Source organism: Sphingomonas faeni (genome assembly GCF_024273235.1).
Lineage (GTDB): Bacteria > Pseudomonadota > Alphaproteobacteria > Sphingomonadales > Sphingomonadaceae > Sphingomonas > Sphingomonas faeni_A.
Map to the genome: position 1 here is coordinate 1 of NZ_JANBVH010000008.1, position 23,092 is coordinate 23,092.

General features: G+C 66.7%; 23 protein-coding genes and 2 tRNA genes. 7 read left to right on the forward strand and 18 right to left on the reverse strand.

Translation table 11 applies throughout. From position 1 onward, the window contains the following. Nucleotides 1–27: 27 nt before the first annotated feature. From egtD to NLI89_RS05735, 4 genes are all read right to left on the reverse strand, one after another. Nucleotides 28–1,005, reverse strand: coding sequence for an L-histidine N(alpha)-methyltransferase (gene egtD / locus NLI89_RS05720; RefSeq protein WP_254686142.1), 978 nt, complete (start codon nucleotides 1,003–1,005; stop codon nucleotides 28–30). Further along, nucleotides 1,005–2,288: an ergothioneine biosynthesis protein EgtB gene (gene egtB, locus NLI89_RS05725; RefSeq protein ID WP_254686143.1), complete on the reverse strand. Its 1,284-nt coding sequence runs from the start codon at nucleotides 2,286–2,288 to the stop codon at nucleotides 1,005–1,007. The genes egtD and egtB overlap by 1 nt, the downstream gene beginning before the upstream one ends. A gap of 61 nt (nucleotides 2,289–2,349) precedes the next feature. Next, the gene (locus NLI89_RS05730) at nucleotides 2,350–2,943 is read right to left on the reverse strand and encodes a cob(I)yrinic acid a,c-diamide adenosyltransferase (protein ID WP_254686144.1); all 594 of its coding nucleotides are present in this window, start codon (nucleotides 2,941–2,943) and stop codon (nucleotides 2,350–2,352) included. Nucleotides 2,944–3,193: 250 nt separating this feature from the next. Further along, complete coding sequence (locus NLI89_RS05735) at nucleotides 3,194–3,424, reverse strand: twin transmembrane helix small protein (RefSeq protein ID WP_056418893.1); 231 nt, start codon at nucleotides 3,422–3,424, stop codon at nucleotides 3,194–3,196. Between the two features lie 116 nt (nucleotides 3,425–3,540). Between NLI89_RS05735 and NLI89_RS05740 the strand changes: the two genes are divergently transcribed. Then, nucleotides 3,541–3,891, forward strand: a complete 351-nt coding sequence (locus NLI89_RS05740; protein WP_254686145.1) for a DUF3147 family protein — start codon at nucleotides 3,541–3,543, stop codon at nucleotides 3,889–3,891. A gap of 441 nt (nucleotides 3,892–4,332) precedes the next feature. On the opposite strand, the gene gluQRS is transcribed toward NLI89_RS05740, so the two are convergent. After that, the gene (gene gluQRS / locus NLI89_RS05745) at nucleotides 4,333–5,166 is read right to left on the reverse strand and encodes a tRNA glutamyl-Q(34) synthetase GluQRS (protein WP_254686146.1); all 834 of its coding nucleotides are present in this window, start codon (nucleotides 5,164–5,166) and stop codon (nucleotides 4,333–4,335) included. 89 nt (nucleotides 5,167–5,255) lie between these two features. Here gluQRS and NLI89_RS05750 point away from each other — a divergent pair, with 89 nt between their 5' ends. The 3 genes from NLI89_RS05750 (at nucleotide 5,256) to ppc (ending at nucleotide 9,290) form a co-directional block, all read left to right on the forward strand. Further along, on the forward strand, nucleotides 5,256–5,822 hold the full coding sequence (locus NLI89_RS05750) for an HNH endonuclease (RefSeq protein ID WP_254686147.1): 567 nt from the start codon (nucleotides 5,256–5,258) through the stop codon (nucleotides 5,820–5,822). Between the two features lie 26 nt (nucleotides 5,823–5,848). Continuing rightward, nucleotides 5,849–6,223 (forward strand): hypothetical protein, encoded by a 375-nt coding sequence (locus NLI89_RS05755; protein WP_254686148.1) that lies wholly within the window; start codon nucleotides 5,849–5,851, stop codon nucleotides 6,221–6,223. Between the two features lie 391 nt (nucleotides 6,224–6,614). Next, entirely contained in the window at nucleotides 6,615–9,290 is a 2,676-nt protein-coding gene (gene ppc, locus NLI89_RS05760) for a phosphoenolpyruvate carboxylase (protein WP_254686149.1), read from the forward strand. A 153-nt stretch (nucleotides 9,291–9,443) separates the two neighbouring features. Here the strand turns inward: ppc and NLI89_RS05765 are convergent, their stop codons facing one another. Together NLI89_RS05765 and NLI89_RS05770 are read right to left on the reverse strand one after the other, a co-directional pair. Then, the gene (locus NLI89_RS05765) at nucleotides 9,444–9,836 is read right to left on the reverse strand and encodes an acyl-CoA thioesterase (protein WP_254686150.1); all 393 of its coding nucleotides are present in this window, start codon (nucleotides 9,834–9,836) and stop codon (nucleotides 9,444–9,446) included. Then, nucleotides 9,833–11,887: a S9 family peptidase gene (locus NLI89_RS05770; RefSeq protein WP_254686151.1), complete on the reverse strand. Its 2,055-nt coding sequence runs from the start codon at nucleotides 11,885–11,887 to the stop codon at nucleotides 9,833–9,835. The genes NLI89_RS05765 and NLI89_RS05770 overlap by 4 nt, the downstream gene beginning before the upstream one ends. Before the next feature lie 695 nt (nucleotides 11,888–12,582). Between NLI89_RS05770 and NLI89_RS05775 the strand changes: the two genes are divergently transcribed. Further along, nucleotides 12,583–14,391: an aminopeptidase P family protein gene (locus NLI89_RS05775; protein ID WP_254686152.1), complete on the forward strand. Its 1,809-nt coding sequence runs from the start codon at nucleotides 12,583–12,585 to the stop codon at nucleotides 14,389–14,391. On the opposite strand, the gene NLI89_RS05780 is transcribed toward NLI89_RS05775, so the two are convergent. Beyond that, nucleotides 14,384–14,521 carry a hypothetical protein gene (locus NLI89_RS05780; RefSeq protein ID WP_254686153.1) on the reverse strand — a complete coding sequence of 46 codons (138 nt, stop codon included), beginning with the start codon at nucleotides 14,519–14,521 and terminating at the stop codon, nucleotides 14,384–14,386. The genes NLI89_RS05775 and NLI89_RS05780 overlap by 8 nt on opposite strands. 89 nt (nucleotides 14,522–14,610) lie before the next feature. Between NLI89_RS05780 and NLI89_RS05785 the strand changes: the two genes are divergently transcribed. After that, nucleotides 14,611–14,685: transfer RNA gene (locus tag NLI89_RS05785), tRNA-Thr, on the forward strand. Nucleotides 14,686–14,879: 194 nt separating this feature from the next. Here NLI89_RS05785 and NLI89_RS05790 read toward each other — a convergent pair. After that, a tRNA-Ser gene (locus NLI89_RS05790) sits at nucleotides 14,880–14,970 on the reverse strand. Nucleotides 14,971–15,058: 88 nt separating this feature from the next. Between NLI89_RS05790 and NLI89_RS05795 the strand changes: the two genes are divergently transcribed. Then, nucleotides 15,059–15,916, forward strand: coding sequence for a peptidylprolyl isomerase (locus NLI89_RS05795; protein ID WP_254686154.1), 858 nt, complete (start codon nucleotides 15,059–15,061; stop codon nucleotides 15,914–15,916). On the opposite strand, the gene NLI89_RS05800 is transcribed toward NLI89_RS05795, so the two are convergent. The 9 genes from NLI89_RS05800 to cyoC all read right to left on the reverse strand — a co-directional run bounded on the left by NLI89_RS05800 (nucleotide 15,913) and on the right by cyoC (nucleotide 23,086). Continuing rightward, nucleotides 15,913–16,767, reverse strand: coding sequence for a pirin family protein (locus tag NLI89_RS05800; protein ID WP_254686155.1), 855 nt, complete (start codon nucleotides 16,765–16,767; stop codon nucleotides 15,913–15,915). The genes NLI89_RS05795 and NLI89_RS05800 overlap by 4 nt on opposite strands. A 1-nt stretch (nucleotide 16,768) precedes the next feature. Further along, the gene (locus NLI89_RS05805; RefSeq protein ID WP_254686156.1) at nucleotides 16,769–17,341 is read right to left on the reverse strand and encodes an NADPH-dependent FMN reductase; all 573 of its coding nucleotides are present in this window, start codon (nucleotides 17,339–17,341) and stop codon (nucleotides 16,769–16,771) included. 187 nt (nucleotides 17,342–17,528) lie between these two features. Further along, nucleotides 17,529–18,323 carry a DODA-type extradiol aromatic ring-opening family dioxygenase gene (locus NLI89_RS05810; RefSeq protein ID WP_254686157.1) on the reverse strand — a complete coding sequence of 265 codons (795 nt, stop codon included), beginning with the start codon at nucleotides 18,321–18,323 and terminating at the stop codon, nucleotides 17,529–17,531. Nucleotides 18,324–18,399: 76 nt separating this feature from the next. After that, nucleotides 18,400–19,458: a spore photoproduct lyase family protein gene (locus tag NLI89_RS05815; RefSeq protein ID WP_254686158.1), complete on the reverse strand. Its 1,059-nt coding sequence runs from the start codon at nucleotides 19,456–19,458 to the stop codon at nucleotides 18,400–18,402. 36 nt (nucleotides 19,459–19,494) lie between these two features. After that, a complete protein-coding gene (locus tag NLI89_RS05820; RefSeq protein WP_254686159.1) occupies nucleotides 19,495–20,028 on the reverse strand; it encodes a response regulator transcription factor in 534 nt (177 codons plus the stop codon). Between the two features lie 10 nt (nucleotides 20,029–20,038). Continuing rightward, nucleotides 20,039–21,352: an ATP-binding protein gene (locus tag NLI89_RS05825; protein ID WP_254686160.1), complete on the reverse strand. Its 1,314-nt coding sequence runs from the start codon at nucleotides 21,350–21,352 to the stop codon at nucleotides 20,039–20,041. Beyond that, nucleotides 21,349–22,065, reverse strand: a complete 717-nt coding sequence (locus NLI89_RS05830) for an SURF1 family protein (protein WP_254686161.1) — start codon at nucleotides 22,063–22,065, stop codon at nucleotides 21,349–21,351. The genes NLI89_RS05825 and NLI89_RS05830 overlap by 4 nt, the downstream gene beginning before the upstream one ends. Then, nucleotides 22,065–22,451: a cytochrome o ubiquinol oxidase subunit IV gene (gene cyoD / locus NLI89_RS05835; protein WP_254686162.1), complete on the reverse strand. Its 387-nt coding sequence runs from the start codon at nucleotides 22,449–22,451 to the stop codon at nucleotides 22,065–22,067. The genes NLI89_RS05830 and cyoD overlap by 1 nt, the downstream gene beginning before the upstream one ends. Continuing rightward, nucleotides 22,448–23,086: a cytochrome o ubiquinol oxidase subunit III gene (gene cyoC / locus NLI89_RS05840; RefSeq protein ID WP_254686258.1), complete on the reverse strand. Its 639-nt coding sequence runs from the start codon at nucleotides 23,084–23,086 to the stop codon at nucleotides 22,448–22,450. Before cyoC ends, cyoD begins: the two co-directional genes overlap by 4 nt. Nucleotides 23,087–23,092 lie beyond the last annotated feature (6 nt).

The following is a 23,092-nucleotide window of genomic DNA, read 5'->3' on the forward strand; positions in this document are numbered from 1 at the left end:
CTGATCACCGACGCCGCCGCCCCATATTCAGGGCGCCGGTCGCTCCACCTGGGCCTCGGCCAGATACACGCCGAACAGCTCTTCAGGATCGGTCCACGCCGCCACCGGCGTCCACCCCCCCGATCGCAGCAGGATCCGTGCGTCCCGAGCACCGTATTTATGGCTGTTCTCGGTGTGGATCGTCTCGCCCTCGGTCATCTCGAACGATCGGCCATCGACCTCGAACGCCACGTCGCGCATCGCCTCGAGATGCATCTCCACCCGCGCGCGATCGTCGTTCCACACCGCCTTGTGCCGGAACGCCTCGACCGGAATATCGCCGGCCAGTTCGCGGTTGATCCGCTCGAGCAGATTCAGGTTGAACGCCGCCGTCACGCCCTGCGCATCGTCATACGCCGGCACCAGCACGTCCTCGCTTTTGATCCGGTCCATCCCGATCAACAGCATCGCGCCGATGCCGAGCGACGCCCGCATCGCGCGCAACAGGTCGACCGCCATCAGCGGGATCATGTTGCCGATCGTCGATCCCGGAAAGAACCCCAGTTTCGGCGTATCCGCGATCGTCTTCGGCAGGCTCAGCGGCCGCATAAAATCGGCCTCGAACGGCAGCACCAGCAGGTCGGGAAACTGCTCGCCCAGCACCTTCGACGATTCCCGCAGGAAATCGCCCGAGATATCGATCGGCACGTACACCGACGGCGCGACCGCATCGAGCAGGATCGGCGTCTTGGTCGACGATCCCGACCCGAACTCGACCACCGCACGACCCTCACCGGCGATCCTGGCGACCTCCGGACACACGGTCTCGAGGATCGAGCGCTCGGTCCGCGTCGGGTAATATTCGGGCAGGTCGGTGATCTTCTCGAACAGTTCCGAGCCGCGCCGGTCGTAGAACCACCGCGCCGGGATCGCCCGCGGCATCCGCGCGAGCCCGTCCAGCACGTCCGCACGGAATTGCGGGTCGGCAAGCGTCTGCTGGCCGTCCTCGATCTCAGGCTTCAACATCAAAGGTCTTTCGCGAGGCGCACGCCGGTGAACTGCCACCGTTGGTGCGGATAAAAGAAATTGCGATAGCTCGCCCGCACATGCCCGCGCGGCGTAGCACAGCTCCCACCCCGCAAAATGAACTGCGAACTCATGAACTTACCGTTATACTCGCCGACCGCGCCGTCGACCTTGGCGAACTTCGGATAGGGGCGATACGCGCTGCCGGTCCATTCCCAGACATCGCCAAAGAACGCCGGACCGCTCGCCGCCGGCCGAGGCTCGACCGGTCCCGCGACATCCATCTGGTTGCCGCCGGAGGCGTCGTGCGAGGCCGCGGCTGCCTCCCACTCGAATTCGGTCGGCAATCGCGCGCCGGCCCAGCTCGCATACGCATCCGCCTCAAAGAAGCTGACATGCGTCACCGGCGCGGCCGGATCGATCGCACGGCGACCGTCGAGCCCGAACCGGGTCCAGCCGCTCCCAGACTCGCTATCGCGCTCTTCCCAATAGAGCGGCGCGACGATCCCTTCCGCCTTCACCCACGCCCAGCCATCGGCCAGCCAGTGCCGGGCGTCGCGGTAACCGCCATCGGCGATGAATGCGGCCCATTCGCCATTGGTCACGGTGCGGTCGGCGATCGCGTGAGGCGACAGCAACGCGGCGTGACGCGGCCCCTCGCAATCGAACGCGAAGCCTTCGCTGTCATGGCCGATCTCGACGATCTCGCTGCCGCGCTCGATCCAGCCGATCGGACCCGGCATCGCCACCGGAATTTTGCGCGCCGCCGGCCACATCGCCGGCTCGAGCGGGTTCTCCGAAAACATGTGGAGGATATCGGTGACCAGCAATTCCTGGTGCTGCTCCTCGTGATGGCAACCGAGTGCCACCAGCGCCTGCGCATCCTCGGACAAGGTCGGCAGCGCATCGAGCAACGCCGCATCGACATGCGCACGATACGCGCGCACTTCGTCGAGCGACGGCCGCGTCACCATCCCGCGCCGATCGCGCGCATGGCGACGCCCCTCGGCCTCATAATAGCTGTTGAACAGGAACGGGAACCGCTCGTCGTGCAGCGCATAGCCTGCGACATGATCGCGCAGGACGAACGTTTCGAAGAACCACGTCGTGTGCGCCATGTGCCATTTGGTCGGCGATGCGTCGGCCATCGACTGCACCGTCGCATCGGCATCCGAGAGGGGAGCGGCGAGTGCGAGCGTCAGATCGCGCACCGCTGCAAACCGCTCGGCCAAGGGGGACGCTGCCGGCGCCGTGGCGCGATCGGGGCGGACGGGACTGGGCATCGATCTCTCCTCAGTTCTACGTCGACCGATGCGACGTTGGAACGCGAGCGACGAAACGCGCCTAACCGCGCGTAGCCCCCGGTCGCCATAGAACGTCGCCGGCACCGTTTTGGTTCACCACCCGCGATGCCACGAACAGGAAATCCGATAGCCGGTTAACATACGCTAATGCGGCCGGATTGAGCCGCTGCGTCTCGCTCGCCCCGACCGCGGAACGCTCCGCCCGCCGGCTGATCGCGCGCGCCAGATGCAGCGCGGCGGCCTCCGCCGAACCACCCGGCAGGATGAAACTGCGCAACGGGGCGAGGTGCGCGTTCATCGCGTCGATCTCGCGCTCCAGCCGCTCGACCTGCGAGGGCACGATCCGCAATACCATCTCCGACGGCGTAAAATCGTCCGCACCGGCTTCGTCCGCGCCGGCGGGCGTGGCCAGGTCCGCGCCGAGATCGAACAGGTCGTTCTGGATCCGAGTCAGCGCCGCCGCCATCGGCTGGTCGCCGAGCGCGATCACCGCGAGCCCGATCGCCGAGTTCGCCTCGTCGACATCGCCGATCGCCTGCATCAGCGCGCTCGACTTCGACACGCGCGATCCGTCGACCAGGCCGGTCGTGCCGTCGTCGCCGGTGCGCGTATAAATCTTGTTCAGCTTGACCATGAATGTTCCAGATTGAAGCGCATCAAAGCCCTGTCGCCCCCCACCAACCGTCACCCCAGCGAAAGCTGGGGTATCCCTCGTGACTCGCGACGACTGCTGCAACCCCGATCCTCCCCCGCCAGGGGGAGGTGGCGCCGAAGGTGACGGAGGAGGAGAACACGTAACGCTGGTTTCCCTTACCTCCCCCTCCGTCTGGCAAGAGCCAACCACCTCCCCCTGGCGGGGGAGGATCGAAGGTAACGTTCGCGCCCTAGGTCCGCCCCGCCGCGAACAGGATGACGACCACGATCAGGATCGCCAGCGCCTGGAAGAAGATTCGCTGCTGCATCATCCGATTCGATTTCAGCGACGCGGCACTCGGCCCGTTCCCATCGCGCACCTGCGCGCTGCCCTCCTGCAGGAACGACACGACGCCCCGCACCAGAGCCACGACGGTCGCGATCATCGCCGCGATCAGGAGGATGACGAGGAATGTGTTCATGACTCGAATGTAAGCGCGCACCGGCAGGGTAGCAATGGCGTACCCGAAGCCGGAAAATGACCCATGTTGCCGATAAGCAATGTTGCGGACTGCCGCGTGGGTAGCGCACATGGCGCATGCTCTATCTCGCGCTCAAGGCCCTGATTTCCGGTATCCTGATTGCCGCTGCGTCGGAACTGGCCAAGCGCTATCCCGGTTTCGGTGCGCTGGTGGCGTCGCTGCCGCTGGTATCGGTGCTCGGGATGATCTGGCTATGGCACGACAAACCCGATCCGCGGACGATGGCCGCGCACGCCGGCGCGACCTTCTGGTACGTGCTGCCATCGCTACCGATGTTCCTGCTGATCCCCGCGCTACTCCGCCACGGCGCGCCGTTCTGGCTGTCGTTGCTCGCGGGCTGTATCCTGACGATCGCACTCTATGCGGCGATGACCTGGGCGGCGCCGAGATTGGGGATCGAGCTGTAGCAGAACCAATCAAAACACCACCCCGGCGAAGGCCGGGGCCCAATTGGGAAAGCCGAGGTAACGGAGCGATGCGTTACGCCAGCAACGTCCCCCAACTGGGCCCCGGCCTCCGCCGGGGTGGTGGCACTTTACGGGCGTCACCCCTCCCTCACTGTTTCCCCGCGAAGGCGGCGACCCAGACTGGGCTCCCGCCTTCGCGGGAGAACAAGGAAGCATTAGCGACGTCACCTCCCCGGCGAAGGCCACCACCCCGGCAAGACCACCACCCCGGCAAGACCACCACCCACGCAAGGCAAACCACCCCGGCGGAGGCCGGGGCCCAATTGGGGGACGGTGCCGACCTGCCTCGGTCCTCCATTACCGATCTTCACCAATTGGGCCCCAGCCTTCGCCGGGGTGGTGGAAATCGATAGCGGTCGCGGTCGTTGCTTCAGACGCTATTTAACCAGTCCCCCGCACCCGAGCCGCCAGCGCCACCCCATCCTCCCCACCCGCGCGCATCTCCGCCAGCGACAACGCCCCGTCCCGCTTCGCCAACCGCCGCCCCGCCGCATCCACCACCAGCGGATGATGATGGTACGAAGGCACCGGCAACCCCAGCAAAGCCTGCAACACCCGGTGCACGTCCGTCGCCGCGAACAGGTCCACCCCGCGCACCACATCCGTCACGCCCTGCGCGGCATCGTCCAGCGTCACCGCCAGATGATAGCTCGCCGGCGCATCCTTCCGCGCCAGCACCACGTCCCCCTGCGCCAACGGATCCGCCGTCACCGTCCCGGCAATCGCATCATGCCACGCCAGCGCGCCGGTAATCGCCACCGCCTTCGCCATATCGAGCCGCCAGCAATGCGCTAGATGCGCGCGCGCGGTCACCTCCTCGACAGTCAGCCTCCGACAGATTCCCGGATAGACCGGCGCCGCATCCCCCTGCGGTGCGGACGCGCTCGCCGCGATCTCCGCGCGCGTACAGAAACATGGATACACGAGCCCGCGCGCCTTCAGCGTCTCCAGCGCAGCCCCATATTTCGCCAGCCGCTCCGACTGGAACACCAGCGAGTCCCACCGCAACCCGAGCCACGCCAGATCCTCGAGGATCCCCGCGACGAACTCGGGCCGACTCCGCGTCCCGTCGATATCCTCGATCCGCAACAGGAACCGCCCGCCCCGCTCGCGCGCGAAGTCATGCGCGCGGATCGCCGATGCCGCATGGCCCAGGTGCAACCGTCCCGTCGGGCTCGGCGCGAACCGCGTTACGACCGGTCCATCGCTCAGCACGCTTGACCGACCGCGGTGCGCCGTGCTGTCATGTCCTTGTCATCGCTGTCGTCCATAGGGCGCTCTGCGAAGCCTGAGTGGGAGGAGCCGTGTTTCACCCCGACCTGATACGCCACCCGGATGGTTGTCCGGCGCTCGTGCTGAATGCCGATTATACGCCGCTTTCTTACTATCCGCTCAGCGTCTGGCCGTGGCAAACCGCGGTCAAGGCTGTTTTCCTCGATCGTGTCGACATCGTCGCCACCTATGAACGCGAAGTCCGCAGCGCCAATTTCGCGCTGAAACTGCCCTCGGTGATCGCGCTGAAGCAGTTCGTCCGACCGTCGCAATTTCCCGCCTTCACCCGGTTCAACCTGTTCCTGCGCGACAAGTTCACCTGCCAATATTGCGGCAAGCTGCGCGATCTCACCTTCGACCATGTCGTGCCGCGCGCGCAAGGCGGTCGTACCACGTGGGAGAACGTCGTCACCGCCTGCTCACCGTGCAACCTCAAAAAGGGCGGGCGGACGCCGAAACAGGCGGGCATGCCGCTGCACATCGAGGCGATCCGCCCAACCAACTGGCACCTCCAGGAACACGGCCGCAGCTTCCCGCCCAACTACCTGCACGACACATGGCACGACTGGCTGTATTGGGACGTTGAACTGGAAGCGTAACGGCTTTCAAGACGACGGGAGATTCTATGCAGGTGAAACTGGTGGCGGCGCTCGCCGCAACGGGACTTTTCATGTCCGCGTGCGGCGACAAGGACGCGCAGCGCGCACAGGCCGACGCCAACGCGGTCGGCTTCGTGCCCCCCTCGGTGACGTCTCGCCTGGATTTCGGCGCCAGCATGGAACGCCGTTTCCGCACGCTCGACCGCAACGCCGACGACCGCATAACCAAGGACGAACTCCCCGCGCCGAACGCCCGCATCAAGGCGTTCGACCGCAACAAGGACGGCATCATCACCGCGATCGAGTGGAGCGAAGGCACGCTCGCCTGGTTCGACCGGATGGACCTCAACCGAGACGGCACCGTCACATCGGAAGAGCGCGCGGAGTCACGGAAGCGCTGAGCGTTCCCGTTCCGCCGCCACTGCTATCGACACCTTCAATTCCGTCACCCCAGCGAATTTTATTCCGTCACCGAAGCTAACGCCGGAGTATCTCTCGGGGGTTCGCGACGTACGCTCCTCCTTACCCGTCACCCCAGCGAAAGCTGGGGTATCTCTCGGGGTTCGCGACACCTGCCACACGTGGAGATCCAAGCTTTCGCTGGGATGACGGAGTGGGGCTGGAATGACGGAACAGCTAAGACGACGGCGCAGCCGCTAAAACCTGGGGCCGACGCCTAGGGGCACCCAAAGACAATAATATTACACCCCACCCGCGCAATACATTCGATTTCACGCCTCCCGCCCTCCATTCCCGGTTGACCTGAACCCTGCCGCAGCGCAGCAGGGAATCATGGCTAGCCTCCCCGCAATCGCGAACAATTCCGACATCCGCTTCCTCGGCAAACTGCTCGGCGACGTCATCCGCGCCTATGGCGGCGAGCGCCTGTTCGAGGCCACCGAGACGATCCGAAAAGCTTCGGTCGAGCGCCACCGCGACGCCTCCGAAGGCAAGCCCGGCGACGACCGCGCGGTCGATCTCAGCCTCGAAAAGCTCAGCCTCGACGAGACGCTCGATTTCGTCCGCGGCTTCATGCTGTTCTCGATGCTCGCCAACCTCGCCGAAGACCGCCAGGGCATCGCCGCGGAAGACGGTGCCGACCTCGCCTCCGCGATCGCCCAGCTCGAATCCGAAGGCATCGACCGCGCCCAGATCCGCGCGCTGCTCGACCACGCACTGATCGCCCCGGTCCTCACCGCACACCCGACCGAAGTCCGCCGCAAAAGCATGATCGACCACCGCAACCGCATCGCCGAGCTGATGGCGCTGCGCGATCTCGGCCGCGACACCACGCCCGACGGCGACAGCGTCGACGACGCCATCCTCCGCCAGATCGCGCTGCTCTGGCAGACCCGCGTCCTCCGCCGCGACCGCCTCTACGTCACCGACGAGGTCGACAACGCCCTCAGCTACCTGCGCGAGGTATTCCTTCCCGCACTCCCCGCACTCTACCAGCGCTGGGACCGCGCACTCGGCGAACGCACGCCCAGCTTCTTGCGCCCGGGAAGCTGGATCGGCGGCGACCGCGACGGCAATCCCTACGTCACCGCAGACTCGCTCAAGACCGCGCTGTCGAAAGCGAGCGAAGCCGTGCTCGGCTATTACTGCGACGCGGTACACGCGCTCGGCGCCGAACTGTCGATCTCGACCGAACACGCCCCCGCCGATGCCGCAGTGCAGGCGCTCGCCGACGCCAGCGGCGACGATGCCGCCAGCCGCAGCGACGAGCCCTATCGCCGCGCGCTTTCGGGCATCTACGCGCGCCTGTCCGCGACGCACGACGCGCTCACCGGCAAGCACGCCCCCCGCCCCGGCCGCCTCACCGGCGAACCCTATGCGAGCCCCGCCGACTTCCGCGCCGACCTCGTGACGCTCGCTCACGGCCTCGGCTCGGCGCTGAAGACGGGCGGCGCGCTCGGCCGGTTGATCCGCGCGGTCGAGACGTTCGGCTTCCACCTCGCCACCTTGGACCTCCGCCAGAACAGCGCGGTCCACGAACGAGTCGTCGCCGAACTGCTCAAGGTCGCTGGCGTCGAAGACGAGTACCTCGCGCTCGACGAGGACGCGCGCGTCGCGCTGCTCCGCCGCGAACTCGCCAACGCCCGCCCGCTCACCTCGCGCTTCGCCGCCTATTCCGAGGAAACCGCGGGCGAACTCGCGATCGTCCAGGCCGCCGCCGACGCGCACGCCGCCTACGGCCCGGCGTGCATCACCAACTACATCGTCTCGATGGCGCAGTCGGTCAGCGACCTGCTCGAAGTGAACCTCCTGCTCAAGGAAGTCGGCCTCTATCGCCCCGGCGAAACCCCGACCGCGGCGATCATGGCCGTCCCGCTGTTCGAGACGATCGGCGATCTCGAAGCCGCGCCCGGCGTCATGTCCGCCTGGTTCGCGCTCCCCGAGATCGCGACGATCTCGAAGGCGCGCGGCCATCAGGAAGTGATGATCGGCTATTCGGACAGCAACAAGGACGGCGGCTACCTCACCTCGACCTGGCAGCTGTCGAAAGCCTCGACCGCGCTCAAGCCCGTCTTCGCAGCCGCCGGCGTCGGCATGCAGCTGTTCCACGGTCGCGGCGGCGCGGTCGGGCGCGGTGGCGGCTCGGCGTTCCGCGCGATCCGCGCGCAACCCCCGGGCACCGTCCAGGGCCGCATCCGCATCACCGAACAGGGCGAAGTCATCGCCGCCAAATACGGCACGCGCGACGCCGCGATGACCAATCTGGAAGCGATCGCCTCGGCTACCTTGCTGGCAAGCCTGGAGCCCGAACGCCTCTCCAACGCCGACAACGCGAGCTTCTCGGCCGCAATGGACACGCTCAGCGACACCGCGTTCCACAGCTACCGCGACCTCGTCTACGGTACGGAGGGCTTCCGCACCTTCTTCCGCCAGATGACGCCGATCGCCGAGATCGCCGGCCTCAAGATCGGCAGCCGCCCCGCCAGCCGCACCAAGTCCGACCGAATCGAAGACCTCCGCGCGATCCCCTGGGTGTTCAGCTGGGCACAGGCCCGCGTCATGCTCCCCGGCTGGTACGGCGTCGGCCGCGCGATCGCCGATTTCGAGGACAAGGCGCTGCTGAAGGACATGGCCGAAGGCTGGCCCCTCTTCGCCTCCGCACTGGCGAACCTCGAAATGGTGCTGGCGAAGTCCGACATCGGCATCGCTGAACGCTATGCCGGCCTCGTCGAGGACGACAAGCTCCGCGAGATCTTCACCACGATCCGCGACGGCTGGCACCAGACCCACGACGGGCTTTTGCAAGTCACCGATCAGTCCCGCCTGCTAGAAAAGCACCCCGCCCTAGACGCCTCGATCCGCCTACGCCTCCCCTATATCGAGCCGCTCAACCTGCTCCAGATCGAACTGATCAAGCGCCGCCGCGCAGGCGAAGACGACCCCAGGATCGGCGAAGGCATCCTCCTCTCGATCAACGCCATCGCCACCGCCCTAAGAAACAGCGGCTAGCAAAAGCTCCCTCGCCCCTTCGGGGAGAGGGAAGGGGCCCGCCGCGCTTGCGGTGGGAAGGGAGAGGGGCGTTGGGATGGACGTCCCGAGCCTCAAACCCCTCACCCTTCCGCTCCTGCGTCGCTCCCTCCCTCTCCCCGGAGGGGAGAGGGACTAGGAGTAAAACGGTGCCGCCACATCCTCGCGCACCCGCATCAACCGCCCGGTCCCCCGATCCAGCAAAGCCCAGGTCGTAACCGCCTCCAGCTTCACCTTCCCGTCACCGCCCAAAAACCGAACATGCCGGTCGAACCGAGCCCCCTTAGGCGCCCCCTCGACCCACGTCTCGCCGGTCACCGTCTCCCCCGCGACCACACTCCCGCGGTAATCGATCTCATGCCGCGTCACGACCCACACATACGCCAGCTTATGCTCGGCCGGCGCCACCGCCTCCCAATGCGCGGTAGCGATCGCCTGGATCCACTGCACCCAGACCGCATTGTTCACGTGCCCCAGCTCGTCGATATCCGCGTCCTGCGCCGTGATCGAGAGCGTGAACCGGCTCACCCCGCGACGCCCAGCTGCCACAGCACGAACGCGTGTTCCTCCGCGCCCTCGCGCAGCGACTCGAACCGCCCCGACTTGCCGCCATGCCCCGCGCCCATGTTGGTCTTGAGCAACAGCACATTATCGTCGGTCTTCATCCGCCGCAGCTTCGCCGCCCACTTCGCCGGCTCCCAATAGGTCACGCGCGGATCGTTGAGCCCGCCGCTGATGAACATCGGCGGATAGTCCTGCGCCTTCACATTGTCGTACGGCGAATACGACCGGATCAACTCGAACGCCGCCTTGTCCTCGATCGGATTGCCCCATTCGGGCCACTCGCCCGGCGTCAGCGGCAGGCTCTCGTCGAGCATTGTGTTGAGCACATCGACGAACGGCACGTCCGCGATCACCGCGCCCCACAGCTCAGGGTCGGAATTGACCACCGCCCCCATCAGCTCGCCGCCAGCCGACCGCCCCGCGATCGCGATCCTGCCCGCCGACGTCCATTTCGCATCGACCAGCGCCTTCGCCACATCGACGAAATCGTTGAACGTGTTCGCGCGCTTCTCAAGCTTGCCGTCGAGATACCATTGTTGGCCAAGATCGTCGCCGCCACGGATATGCGCGATCGCATAGGCAAACCCGCGATCGAGCAGGCTCATCCGCCCCGTCGAGAACCCCGACGGGATCGCGTACCCGTACGCGCCATACGCATAGAGGAACAATGGCGCCGACCCATCGCGCACGAACCCCGCCGGATACACGATCGACACCGGAATTTCGGTCCCGTCCCGCGCGACGATCTTCAGCCGCTCGGTCGCGTACTTCGCAGCATCGTACCCGCTCGGGATCTCCTGCACCTTGAGCATCGTCCGCTCGCCGGTATCGACGTCATAGTCGTACACCGTCCCCGGCGTGACCATCGACTCATACCCGAGCCGCAACACCGTCATGTCGTATTCGGGATTGTCCCCCAGCCCGGCGACATAGCTCGCCTCGGGGAAGTCGATCCGCCTGCCCTCGGTCGGCGTCTCGTACCGATGGATCGCGATCTGATCGAGGCCATCCTCGCGCCCGTCGACCACGAAGAAGTCCTGATAGCACTCCACCCCGGTCATGTAGAATGTCGGCGAGGCCGGGATCAGTTCGGTCCACGCATCCGGCTCCTCGACCAGCGCGGTGCACAGCCGGAAATTCGGATCGACGTCGTTGGTGTGGATGAACAGCGTACCGTCATGCTCGTCCACATCATACTCACGCCCGACCTGCCGCGCGCTGACGAGGATCGGTACCGCGAGCGGCTCATGCGCCGGCAGCAGATACAGTTCGCTCGTCACATGGTCGCTCGTCGCGATCACGATCCACTTCCGCGAACTCGTCTCGCCGACGCCGACGCGGAACCCCTCGTCCTCCTCGTGGAACAGCACGACGTCGTCCGAGATCGGCGTCCCCAGCCGGTGGAACCGCGCGTTATCCGTCCGCCACTGCTCGTTCGCCAGACCGTAGAGGAACCCCGCATCGTCCGCGGTCCAGACGATCTCGCTGAGCATCCCCGGGATCACGTCGGGCAGATGCTCGCCGGTATCCAGATCCTTGACCCGAACCTCGAACCGCTCGCTCCCATTGTCGTCGATCGCATAGGCGAGATAGCGCCCGTCATTGCTGACCGAGAACGCGCCGAGCCGGAAATACTCGTGCCCCTCCGCCAAGGCCGGCTCGTCGAGCAACAGCTCGTCGTCACCGCCCGCGACCGGCTTGCGCCACCATTTCTTATACTGCCCGCCGGTCTCGTACGCGGTCCAGTAGAGCCAATCGCCATCCTTCTGCGGCACCGAGGATTCATCCTCCTTGATGCGCGCCTTCATCTCTTCGTAGATCGTGTCGACCAGTGCGGTATGCGGCGCCATCTGCGCCTCGAAATACGCATTCTCGGCCGCCAGATACGCCAGCACGTCGGCGTCATCGACTTCGGGATAGTTCGGATCCTTCAGCCACGCATAGGGATCCTCGATCGTCACGCCATGCGTGGTGAAGCTGTGCGGCCGCTGTTCGGCAATGGGGGGCGTGGTCATGCCGCCGTGTTAGCCGCGCCGCAGGTGGAAGCCAAACGCTGTGGCATTGGCGAGCGGCTGAAGAAGAGTGGCCAGCCACCCCATGCATCACTCGCAATGCCACCCCCCGCGATGCCACCACCGCAACGCCACCACCGCAACGCCACCACCCCGGCGAAGGCCGGGGCCCAATTGGAAAGGTCGCAGTAACTGCGCGCAGTCCTCCGTTACCATCGTCCCCCAATTGGGCCCCGGCCTCCGCCGGGGTGGTAGCGGCTGGTCCTGCGAACCTGCACCAAGCGCGTTTCCCCGCGAAGGCGGGGACCCAGTCTGGGCTCCCGCCTTCGCGGGAGAACAACGAGCGGGAACAGACGATGCCCGCTAGGAACACCACCCCGGCGGAGGCCGGGGCCCAGTTGGAAAAGTCGCAGTAACGACGCGCTGCGCTCAGTTAGCCACGTCCCCAACTAGCCCCCGGCCTCCGCCGGGAACGTGCGGAAAGTTCGCTGTCGACACAACAACGGTGTCGAGCCCCGCCCCAGCCCGCTGTCCTACACATCCCCTTTCTGCCACAACGCCCGGCATGGCCCGTCCCCGCTCGATCCGCCCCCGCGCCTCCGCCGCAGCACCCGCTACCGAGGGCATATCGAGCGTCGATCGAACCCTCGCCAGCGTCTGCACTTCCTATACTTCACTTTCGACGAGAGACTGAACCGATGACCCCGACCGCCCGCTTAGCCAACCGCCTAGCCGCCCTCCGCGCCCAGCTAACCACCGATAATCTCGACGGTTTCGTCATTCCCCTCACCGACGAACACATGAGCGAATATGTCGGTGGCTATGCCCAGCGCCTCGGCTGGCTGACCGGCTTCGGCGGATCGGCCGGCACCGCCGTCGTCCTCGCCGACCGCGCCGCGATCTTCACCGATGGCCGCTACACGATCCAGGTCCGCGAACAGGTCGACGGCGCGCACTGGGCGTATGAACCCGTCCCCCAGACCAGCCCCGCCGCCTGGCTCGGCCGCTACGCCCCCGAAGGCGGCCGGATCGGCTACGACCCCTGGCTCCACACCGGCACCTGGGTCGCCGACGCCACCTCAGCCCTAGCCGAACGCGGCGCCACACTCGTCCCGGTCACCACCAACCCCATCGATGCGATCTGGACCGACCGCCCCGCCACCTCGCCCGCCAAGCTGACCGTCCAGCCCGACCAGTTCACCGGCGCCTCCTCCGCCGAAAAGCGCGCAAAGATCGCCGACTGGCTTTCCGAGCACGACGCCGACGCGGTCGTCCTCACCGCGCTCGACTCAATCGCCTGGGCACTCAACATCCGCGGCGGCGACGTCGACCATACCCCCGTCGCGCTCTCCTATGCGATCGTCGGCGCCGACGGCACCACCGACCTGTTCGTCGCGCCCGACAAGCTCGACGACACGGTCCGCCAGCATCTCGGCAACGCCGTCCGCCTCCACGACCGCACCGCCTTCGCCGCGGCCCTCGCCACCTACGCCGGCAAGCGCGTTGCCGCCGACCCCGAACGTGCGGTCGCCGCGATCACGCAAGCACTCCAGGCCGGCGGCGCCAAGATCCTTCCCCTGCGCGACCCCGTCGTCCTCGCCAAGGCGATCAAGAACCCGGTCGAGATCGCCGGCCACCGCGCCGCCTCCGCGCGCGATGGCGCCGCGCTCGCGCGCTTCCTCCGCTGGGTCGAGATCGAGTGCGTGAAGGGCGGCCAGACCGAACTCAGCGCCGCCGCCAGGCTGCTCGCCTTCCGCGAACAGACCGGCGTCCTGAAGGACACGTCGTTCGACACGATCTCCGCCACCGGCCCCCATGGCGCGATCCCGCATTACCATGTCACCGAGGAGTCGAGCGCCCCGATCGAACCCGGCCAACTCTATTTGATCGACTCCGGCGGCCAATATGCGGACGGCACCACCGACGTTACGCGGGTCATGCCGATCGGCGAACCGACCGAAGAGATGCGCGACCGCTTCACCCGAGTCCTCAAGGGTCACATCGCGATCGCCACCGCGGTCTTCCCCGACGGCACGATGGGCGGCCAGATCGACGCCTTCGCGCGCCGTCCCTTGTGGGAAGCCGGCCTCGACTTCGCACACGGCACCGGCCACGGCATCGGCGCCTATCTGGCTGTCCACGAGGGGCCGCAGCGGATCGCTTCGCCAAACTATCCCGGCGGCGCGGCGATGGAGCCGCTGCGCGCCGGCATGATGCTCTCCAACGAGCCCGGCTATTACAAGGCCGGCGAATACGGCATCCGCATCGAGAATTTGATCCTGATCGAACCCCGCGCGATCCCCGGCGCCGACCGCGCAATGCTGGGCTTCGAAACGCTCACCTTCTGCCCGATCGAACGCACGCTGATCGAGCCGGCGCTGCTGACGGCCGAAGAGGGCCGCTGGGTCGACGATTATCATGCCAAGGTGCTGGCGGTCCTCACCCCGGAAATGACCGACGCGGAGGATCGCGCATGGCTGGCCACCAAATGCGCACCGCTTACTTGAGCGGGTCGTCCTCGGTCGCAGGCGCGGCGCTGACAGCACGCGCCTGCGCCTTCCGGCGTCGCAGATTCTCGCGCAGCGCGGCGGCCATGCGCTCGGCCTTCTCCGCCGCCTTTCGATCCCGATCGTCCATAAATACGCCCTACATTGTGGCGGGACAGCTTGACAATCGCCCCGCCCTCGTCTCTTAGCCCCACTCCGCCGGCAGCGATGCCAGCGAGTGCTGCCGTAGCTCAGTGGTAGAGCGCATCCTTGGTAAGGCTGAGGTCGTGAGTTCAATCCTCACCGGCAGCACCATTTTTCACCGGCCGGTCGACGATTCAGATGATCGTCGACCGGCACGGACCATCCGATACTCGTCGAGCGCAGACCGGACAAACGCCGGACAAATGTGCGTGTCGCCCTCGTATCAAGCGGCCTTCTGCAGATTTGGTACAGTCCACGAGCGAAACCGCCTTCACCGGAAAGGCTGCGATTCCTGTCGGAATGGGTGGCGGAGCGGGAGGGATTCGAACCCTCGATACGCTTTTGACGTATACTCACTTTCCAGGCGAGCGCCTTCGACCACTCGGCCACCGCTCCGCATTGCTCTGGAAGGGCGTCTGCTAGTGCGCGTTTCACGTACGCGCAAGCGATTGCGTGCGGGGATGCGCTCGGGCACTCTTCTGGCATGCTGAATCATCTTCTCGCTGCCGCGCTCGTACAAGCCGCTCCGGTCGCCGCCACGCTGCCGTCCGATCCGTTGCCTGCCGACTGGGTCGCGGTGCCGGACGACGAACTGCTGGTGTTTACGCTGGCCGATGGGCACCGGTTTACCGTGCGGCTGGCACCTCGGTATGCGCCCGTGCACGTCGCCAATATCCGCAAGCTCGCCGCGGCTCATTGGTGGGATGTCGGGACCAGCGTGTACCGGTTGCAGGACAATTACGTCGCGCAATGGGGCGATGCGACCGAGAAGAAGCCGTTCGTCGCGGGCGTCGTCGCCAATCCGCCGGCGGAATATTCGCATGCCGGGCCGACGATTGTGGCACGGCTGTCGCAGCGCGATCCCTATGCCGAATGGGCGGGGTATAGCCGCGACGGGTGGCCACTGGCGGGCAATGGCGCGACCGAGTGGCTGCCGCATTGCTACGGCATGGTCGGCGTCGCGCGCGATCTGGCGCCGAGCACAGGGAACGGCGCGGAGCTGTATACGGTGATCGGCCATTCGCCGCGTGCGCTGGACCGCAACATCGCGGTGGTGGGCCGGGTGATCGACGGAATCGAGTGGCTGTCGTCGCTGCCGCGCGGAACGGGCGATCTCGGTTTCTACAAGGCGGAAGGCGAGCGTAGCCCGATCGTTTCCGCCCGCCTCGCAAGCGAACTGCCTGCCGCCCAGCGACCGCGCTTCGAATATCGCGCGGCGGACAATGCGCGGTTCGCCGCCTGGATCGCGTCGCGCGAGAACCGGGCGGGGCCGTTCTTCACGGTACCGGCGGGCGGCGCGGACATTTGTGCCGCGCTGCCGCCGGTGCGCAAGGCGCCCTAGCGTATGACCGGCGGCTTGCCGAAGAGGCCGGCGTTATAGTCCTCGATCGCGCGGACGATTTCCTGACGCGTGTTCATGACGAAGGGGCCGTGAGAAACGACGGGTTCGCCGATCGGGTCGGCGTGGCCGTACAGGATCGTGGCGGGGGCTTCGGTGGTGACGGTGATGGTGTCGCCGTCCGGCGCGAACGTGGCGAGGTGGTGCGGCTTGATCAGCGTGCCGTTGGCCGAGGGGGTGCCGGCGACGACGTAGAAGAAGACCGCGCGGCCGCTCGGGGCTGGTAGGTCGACATGGGCGCCGGCTTCGAGTTCTACCGTCATCATCGCGACGTCGGTCAGCGATTCGATCGGGCCGTGCTGGTCTCCCAAACTGCCCGAGATCAGGTTGACGACGCCGCCCTCGACCGGGATCGCGGGAATGTCCTCGCGCTGGAGGCCGGTATAGGCGGGCTTGGTCATCTTGAGGCGGCCGGGGAGGTTGACCCAGAGTTGCAGGATCTCCAGCGGGCCGCCGTCGCGCTTGAACGAGGCGGGCGATATCTCCGCATGGATCAGGCCCGAGCCTGCGGTCATCCACTGGACGCCGCCGGCGCGGATGACGCTTTCGTGGCCGCCGCTGTCGAGATGCGCCATCTCGCCTTCCAAGATGAAGCTGACCGTCTCGAACCCGCGGTGCGGATGCGGGCCGAACGGGAGGCCGTTGTTGCCGGGGCGATAGGTCTGCGGGCCGTGATGGTTGAGGAACAGGAACGGGTCGACCTGCGGCAGGCCCGGCCCCGGTAGCGGGCGGCGGGTGACAAGATCGGCGATATCGTCGCGCTGGGCCGGATACTGGTTGAGGACCTGCCGCATGTCAGGACGCCTCGCGGTCGGCAGCGGTCGGGCGGGCGATGTCGGCGAGCAGGTCGTCTATGCCGCCGACGAGGAAGTCGAGCGTGCGCTGGTCGGTGAGGCGACCGTCGGCGATCTTCTCGTGCACCGCGCCGACGACCGCCTGGGGACGCAGGACCGTCCGGGCGCCGATCGAGGCGAGCGTCTCGTTCAGTTGCGCGTGAGCCCGCGCGCCACCGACTGCGCCGGGCGAGGCGGTGAGCGTGAAGACCGGTTTGCCCGTCAGCGTCGCCTTGCCGTGCGGGCGCGAGGCCCAGTCGAGCGCGTTCTTCAGGACGCCGGAGATGCCGTGATTATATTCGGGGGCTGCGATGACGATCCCATCGGCCGCGCCGATCGCCGCGCGCAAGGCTGCGACGGCGGCGGGGGGCGTGTCGGTGTCGGCGTCCTGGTCGTAGAGCGGCACGTCGTTCAACGCGAAGATCGTGAGCGCGGCCTTGTCGGCGACCGCTTCGCCGAGCGTGGTCAGGATCGCGGTGTTGTACGAGCCGCGGCGCAGGCTGCCGGAGATGGCGAGCAGGACGGGAAGGGGCATGCAAATTCCTTTAGCGTATTGAACGATGAATGGATCCTCCCCCGCCAGGGGGAGGTGGCTGGCGCTTGCCAGACGGAGGGGGAGGAAAGGGAGAACTGCTGTTCCGTTTCCTCCCCCTCCGTCACCTTCGGTGCCACCTCCCCCTGGCGGGGGAGGATCGTGGAGCGCCGGTGGCCGCCTGACCTCATCAGTTGAAACGGTAGCCGGAGATTGCGGTTTGCAGGACGCGTTCACCGTAGACCTGCGCCCCGGGTTGGTCGGAGGCGCCGGCGGCGACCATCAGCGGCAGGAGGTGCTCCTCGCGAGGTTGCGAGAGGCGGCCGGCGGGGGCTTCGGCCCAGCCGGCTAGCGCTGCCGCCCGGGCGGTCGGTTCGAACTCGACCGCGGCGGTCAGCCATTGGTCGAAGGCTTCGGACGGCGCGGTAAACCGGGGGTCGCCATAGCCGCGCATATTGTGGAAGCTCATGCCAGAGCCGACGATCAGGACGCCTTCGTCGCGTAAGGGGGCGAGTGCGCGGCCGGCGGCAGCGTGGAGCGCTGGGTCTAGATCGCCGTCTACCGACATCTCGACGACCGGGATGTCGGCGTCGGGAAATGCGACTTTCATTGGGATGAAGACGCCGTGGTCAAGGCCGCGGGTCGGATCGACGGTGGCGGTCAGGCCAGCACCGCGGATCAGGTCGGCGGCACGGGCGGCCAGCGCGGGATCGCCGGGGGCGTCGTAGCGCAGCTCGTAGGTGTGCTGGGGGAAGCCGCCGTAGTCGTAGATCAACGGCGGGGTGGCGGCACCGGTGAAGGCGAAGCCGCGCGTTTCCCAATGGCCGGAGACGACGAGGATTGCCTTGGGCTTTTCGGGCAGCGAGGCGGCAATCGACCGGAGGTACGCGGCCATGCCGGTCCAGTTGCCGGCGGGGTCATCCATGAAGAAACAGGGCCCGCCACCGTGCGGGATGAAGAGGCTTGGCTGGCGGATGTTGGTCATGATCTGGAGGTAGGCGGCGGTGGCGGCAATCGGAAGGCCGCGAATGGCAACGCTGCGTTGCCGGTTGGCGCGGCGGTCAGGTCCAGTAGAGGATCCGAGCCTCCGGGAGCTTGGCGGCGATCTCGTCCTGGAAGAAGCTGCGGAGCGCGCGCATCGTGTCGGCGTCGTAGACGTATTTGGTCGAGCCGAACTTGGTGCGTTTCTGCGTGCGGTTGGCCATGCTGAGGTCGAGTGACGAGCCGGGGTACCAGGTTTCGAGCACCGCCTTCGAGCCAGGCGTGTAGCGATGGGTGATCAGTTCGATCGTTACGTCGGGAACGTCGGCGAGCATCCTGCCCGCCTCCGCCAGCAATTTGCCATAGGCCTCGCGCCAGCCTTCCGCGGCGATGATCGGGGCGACCGTCAGGCCGATCCTGTAGCCGGCGTCCGCCATTTTCCGCAGCGCCGCCAGCCGCGCGGCGACGGGGCTCGTGCCGCCTTCGAAGCGCGCATAGGCGGCGGGGTTGATCGAGGCGCGCATGCGGGTGCGGCCGCGGTGGTCTAGCGTCAGCAATGGCTCGACCGCGTCGAACTTCGTCGTGAAGCGCAGTTGCACGTCCGCTTCCCACGCGCCGAAATGCGCGATCAGCGCGGAGAGCGATCCGGTGACGTGCTCGATGCCGAGCGGATCGGTGTAGCAGGACGCCTCGAACGTGGTGCCTTCGTGCGCGCGGGCGGTCGAGCGCGAGGTGACAATGCCCTGGCCGAGATGCGCGGGGAGTTCGGCGAGGATTTCGGGCAGGTTTGCGTAGACGCGGGTGATCGGCGGGCCCTTCAACGAGCCGGCGAGGTAGCAATAGCCGCAATGCGCGGGGCAACCTTCGGCGAGGTCGATCCGCCAGTCGGCGCTGGGGGCGATCGGCTGGAGCTTTCGCTTGGACGGTGGCGCGACGACCAGCGCGAGCGTCGCCTTGGCCTCGGCATAGGCGCGGCGGAAGTCGTCGGGGAGGTCGAGCTTGAGGCGGTCGCTCGGCAGGGTCGTGATGGGGATGCCTAGCGCGGTGGCTCGTTCCAAGATCGACGCGCCGTGGTCCCAGGTCAGCGCGGACGGGGTCGCGAGCAGGCGGCCGGGTTGCCAGAGTTTTTGGGAACGCATCGAAGGACAACGCGGGCCATCGCCGATGCGTTGCCGCTATTTGACCGGGCGCTTCTCGAGCTTACGCGCGAGCGTGCGGCGGTGCATGCCGAGGCGGCGCGCGGTCTCGGAGATGTTGAAGTCGGTTTCGGCGAGCGTGGTGTGGATACGCTCCCATTCGAGCGTCTTGATCGAGGTCGGGCGTTCGGAGAGTTCAGTGTCGACGCTACCCTCGGTGCGATCGAACGCAGCTTCAATGTCGTCGGTGTTCGAGGGTTTGACGAGGTAATGCGACGCGCCGAGCTTGATCGCCTCGACCGCGGTGGCGATGCTCGCGAAGCCGGTGAGGACGACGACGATGATGTCGGGATCGTGCGCGTGGAGCGTCTGGACGCAGACGAGGCCGGACGCGCCGCCGAGCTTCAGGTCGACGACGGCATAGCGCGGCGTGCGGTCGGCGAGTTGTTCGACGAGCTCCTCGTGGCTGGCGGCCTGCATCACTTCGTAGCCGCGGCGTTCGAACGAGCGGCGAAGCGTGCGGGCGAACGTCTCGTCGTCCTCGACGATCGCGAGCAGGGCGGGTTCGCTCATGCCGGAGTCCTCACGAGAGCGCGATCGCCGAGAGAGGCATGCTGATCGTGACTTCCGCGCCGCCGTCGTCGCAGTTCACGACGGACACGCCGCCACCGAGCTTGCGCATGACGTTGACCGCGAGGAACAGGCCGAGGCCGTGGCCGGGTTCGCGCTTGCTCGACTGATAGGGTTTGCCGAAGCTGGCGAGGCGCTCCTCGCTGAAGCCGGGGCCGCGGTCGCGGACGATCAGCGCGAGGTCGCCGTCGCTGCGTTCGCCGCGGAATGCGACCCAGTGCGGCGAGGCTTCGGCGGCGTTGTCGAGCACGTTGGCGATCACCTGTTTGAGCGCGGGGTCGGAGACGACCTGCGGATCGTCGCCGACTCGGGTGGTGTAGTCGAAATCGACCGAGGGGTGAACGGCGCGCCATTCGTCGACGATCGCGTCGAGGAACTGGTGGAGCGGCATGATCTCGGGCGCCTCGCCGCGCGCTTCGCCGGCGGAGAGCAGGATGCCGGTGACGATCGCCTTGCAGCGCTGCACCTCGGACTGCATCTCGACGATCTCGGCCTGGAGATCGGCGTCCTGCGCGAGCGTCGGCATGCGCCGCCAGTCGGCGAGGATGACGGCGATCGACGCCAAGGGCGTGCCGAGTTCGTGCGCGGCGCCGGACGCGAGCAGACCCATGCGGACGATGTGATCCTCCTCCGCGGCCTGCTGGCGCAGGTCGGCGAGGCGGGTGTCGCGGGCGCGCAAGTTTCCGGTGATGCGGGTCATGAACAGCATCAGCAGCGTCGCGATCAGCATGAAGCAGAGCAGCGAGCCGATCGTGTAGAGCAGAAAATACTCGCCGCTGTAATCGGGGGGCAGGACCAGCGGGCGGTAGTAGAGCGTGAGCACCCCGAAACAGGCGGCGGTGACGACGACGATCGCCCAGCTCGACCAGCGATCGAGCAGCACTGCGCCGAGCACGACGTGGAGCAGGTAGAGCGAGATGAACGGGTTGGTGGCGCCACCTGCGAGGTAGAGCTGCGTGGTGAGCAGGCCGACGTCGAATAGGAGCGCCAGCAGGAGCTGGATATTCGCGCCCTTGCGCCAGCCGTAGAGCGGCATGCTGGCGAGGTTGAGGCCGACCGCGGCGGCGAGCGCGGCCATCATCGGGACGAGCGGGAGGTCGAAGCCGAGCCCGAACCGCGCGAACAATATCGTGACGAACTGGCCGGCGACTGCGATCCAGCGCAGCGTCACGAGCTGCCGCATGTTGGCGTTGCCGGTCGCGTCGGTGCGGGCGGTGGCGAGCGCGAGCCAGCGTTGCCAGCCCTGGCGTGCGCCCGCAGAGGTCATGCCTCCTCTCGCCGCTTGCGTGCATCCTGGCGGACGAACACGACGAACGCGACGATCGTCATCGCAGCGAGCGCGAACCAGGTCAGCATGTAGACGAAATGGTTGTTGGGGAAGGCGATGATCGTCAGGCCGCCGACCGGGGCGCCCGCGCCGGATTTGTCCGCATCGACGAAATAGGGCGCGACGTTCGACAGGCCTCGTGCAGCCGCGATCGCCGCGACGTCGCGCGAATACCATTTGCCCGTCGCGGGATCGTTGCTGCGGAGGAAGCCGCCCTTGGGTTCGGTGATGCGGAGATAGCCGGTGATCGTGACCGGGCCGACCGGCTTGGCATGCGCAACGCGCTGCTCGGGCGAAACATAGCCGCGGTTGACGAGGACGGTGAAGCCTTCGCGCGTCCGCAAGGGCGTGACGACCCAATAGCCGCTGCCGAGTGCGGTGGCGGCACGCACCAGCGTCTCACGCGTATTGTCGAGGGTGCCGTCGAGGCGGATGCGGCGATAGGCGTCGGTGGTGGCGGTGATTGCGCCCCATGACGCTGGGCCGGGAGGGGCGGCCGGCGCGGCGTGCGCGCGGGCCGCGACCTGTTCGATCAGGTTGAGCTTCCAGGTACGGCGCTCGACCTGCCAGATGCCGAGCGCCATGAACCCGGCGAACAGCAGCAGCGCGACCAGGCCTGCGACATAGACGGCAGGGCCCGGTCGCGTCTTCATCACATGTCTGCCGCGGCCTGCATCGGCATCATGTTCGTGTTCATGTGGTACATCACCCAGATCGATCCGCTGAGCGTGATGACGACGAGGATGATCGTGAAGATCAGCGCCATCATCGTCCAGCCACCCTCCGACTTGCCGCTCATGTGCAGGAAGTAGATCATGTGGACGACGATCTGCGCGACCGCGAAGACCATCACGACCAGCGCGGCGGTCGACGGATCCTTGAACGCGTCGGTCATGACGATCCAGAACGGGATCGCGGTCAGGATGACCGAGAGGAAGAACCCCTTCAGATAGCTGCCACGCGTGCCATGCGCGGCATGGTCGTCGTGGCTGCCATGATCCGCATGCGCGTCATGCGTGGTTGCGTGCGTGTCGCTCATCGTAGGGTGCCCATCAGATAGACGAAGGTGAAGACGCCGATCCAGATGACGTCGAGGAAATGCCAGAACATGCTGAGGCACATCAGGCGGCGCTTGTTCGCGGCGATCAGGCCGTGCTTCTGGACCTGGACCATCAGCGTGACGAGCCAGATCAGGCCCATCGTGACGTGAAGGCCGTGGGTGCCGACCAGCGTGAAGAACGACGACAGGAACGCGCTGCGGGTCGGGCCCGCACCCTCGTGGATGAGGGTGGCGAACTCGTACATTTCGATCGACAGGAACGCGAGGCCGAACAGGCCGGTGAAGACCAGCCACATCTGCATGACGCGCTGGCGACCTTCCTCCATCGACAGCATCGCGAAGCCGTAGGTGATCGACGAGAACAGCAGCATCGCGGTGTTCACCGCCACCAGCGGCAGCTCGAAGATCTCCTTCGGGCTGGGGCCGCCGGCATAGCTGTTGCCGAGCACGGCATAGGCCGCGAACAGCACCGCGAAGATGAGGCAATCGCTCATCAGGTACATCCAGAAGCCCAGCATCGTGCTGCCGCCGTCGGGATGCTCATGCTCGTCGAGGTCGTAGAATGAGACCGGCCCAGTTGAACCTTGGCGCGTCTCGTTCAGACCGTCCTTCATGGGTAT

Excerpts from the sequence above, each read along its gene's own strand:
- NLI89_RS05735 (WP_056418893.1), bottom strand. The coding sequence starts at position 3,424 with ATGAACACATTCCTCGTCATCCTCCTGATCGCGGCGATGATCGCGACC.
- NLI89_RS05815 (WP_254686158.1), bottom strand. The coding sequence starts at position 19,458 with ATGCGTTCCCAAAAACTCTGGCAACCCGGCCGCCTGCTCGCGACCCCG.
- egtD (WP_254686142.1), bottom strand. The coding sequence starts at position 1,005 with ATGTTGAAGCCTGAGATCGAGGACGGCCAGCAGACGCTTGCCGACCCG.
- NLI89_RS05770 (WP_254686151.1), bottom strand. The coding sequence starts at position 11,887 with ATGACCACGCCCCCCATTGCCGAACAGCGGCCGCACAGCTTCACCACG.
- ppc (WP_254686149.1), top strand. The coding sequence starts at position 6,615 with ATGGCTAGCCTCCCCGCAATCGCGAACAATTCCGACATCCGCTTCCTC.
- NLI89_RS05800 (WP_254686155.1), bottom strand. The coding sequence starts at position 16,767 with ATGCGGCAGGTCCTCAACCAGTATCCGGCCCAGCGCGACGATATCGCC.
- NLI89_RS05740 (WP_254686145.1), top strand. The coding sequence starts at position 3,541 with ATGCTCTATCTCGCGCTCAAGGCCCTGATTTCCGGTATCCTGATTGCC.
- NLI89_RS05805 (WP_254686156.1), bottom strand. The coding sequence starts at position 17,341 with ATGCCCCTTCCCGTCCTGCTCGCCATCTCCGGCAGCCTGCGCCGCGGC.
- NLI89_RS05795 (WP_254686154.1), top strand. The coding sequence starts at position 15,059 with ATGCTGAATCATCTTCTCGCTGCCGCGCTCGTACAAGCCGCTCCGGTC.
- NLI89_RS05825 (WP_254686160.1), bottom strand. The coding sequence starts at position 21,352 with ATGACCTCTGCGGGCGCACGCCAGGGCTGGCAACGCTGGCTCGCGCTC.
- NLI89_RS05810 (WP_254686157.1), bottom strand. The coding sequence starts at position 18,323 with ATGACCAACATCCGCCAGCCAAGCCTCTTCATCCCGCACGGTGGCGGG.
- NLI89_RS05775 (WP_254686152.1), top strand. The coding sequence starts at position 12,583 with ATGACCCCGACCGCCCGCTTAGCCAACCGCCTAGCCGCCCTCCGCGCC.
- cyoC (WP_254686258.1), bottom strand. The coding sequence starts at position 23,086 with ATGAAGGACGGTCTGAACGAGACGCGCCAAGGTTCAACTGGGCCGGTC.
- cyoD (WP_254686162.1), bottom strand. The coding sequence starts at position 22,451 with ATGAGCGACACGCACGCAACCACGCATGACGCGCATGCGGATCATGGC.
- NLI89_RS05820 (WP_254686159.1), bottom strand. The coding sequence starts at position 20,028 with ATGAGCGAACCCGCCCTGCTCGCGATCGTCGAGGACGACGAGACGTTC.
- egtB (WP_254686143.1), bottom strand. The coding sequence starts at position 2,288 with ATGCCCAGTCCCGTCCGCCCCGATCGCGCCACGGCGCCGGCAGCGTCC.
- NLI89_RS05730 (WP_254686144.1), bottom strand. The coding sequence starts at position 2,943 with ATGGTCAAGCTGAACAAGATTTATACGCGCACCGGCGACGACGGCACG.
- NLI89_RS05780 (WP_254686153.1), bottom strand. The coding sequence starts at position 14,521 with ATGGACGATCGGGATCGAAAGGCGGCGGAGAAGGCCGAGCGCATGGCC.
- NLI89_RS05830 (WP_254686161.1), bottom strand. The coding sequence starts at position 22,065 with ATGAAGACGCGACCGGGCCCTGCCGTCTATGTCGCAGGCCTGGTCGCG.
- NLI89_RS05755 (WP_254686148.1), top strand. The coding sequence starts at position 5,849 with ATGCAGGTGAAACTGGTGGCGGCGCTCGCCGCAACGGGACTTTTCATG.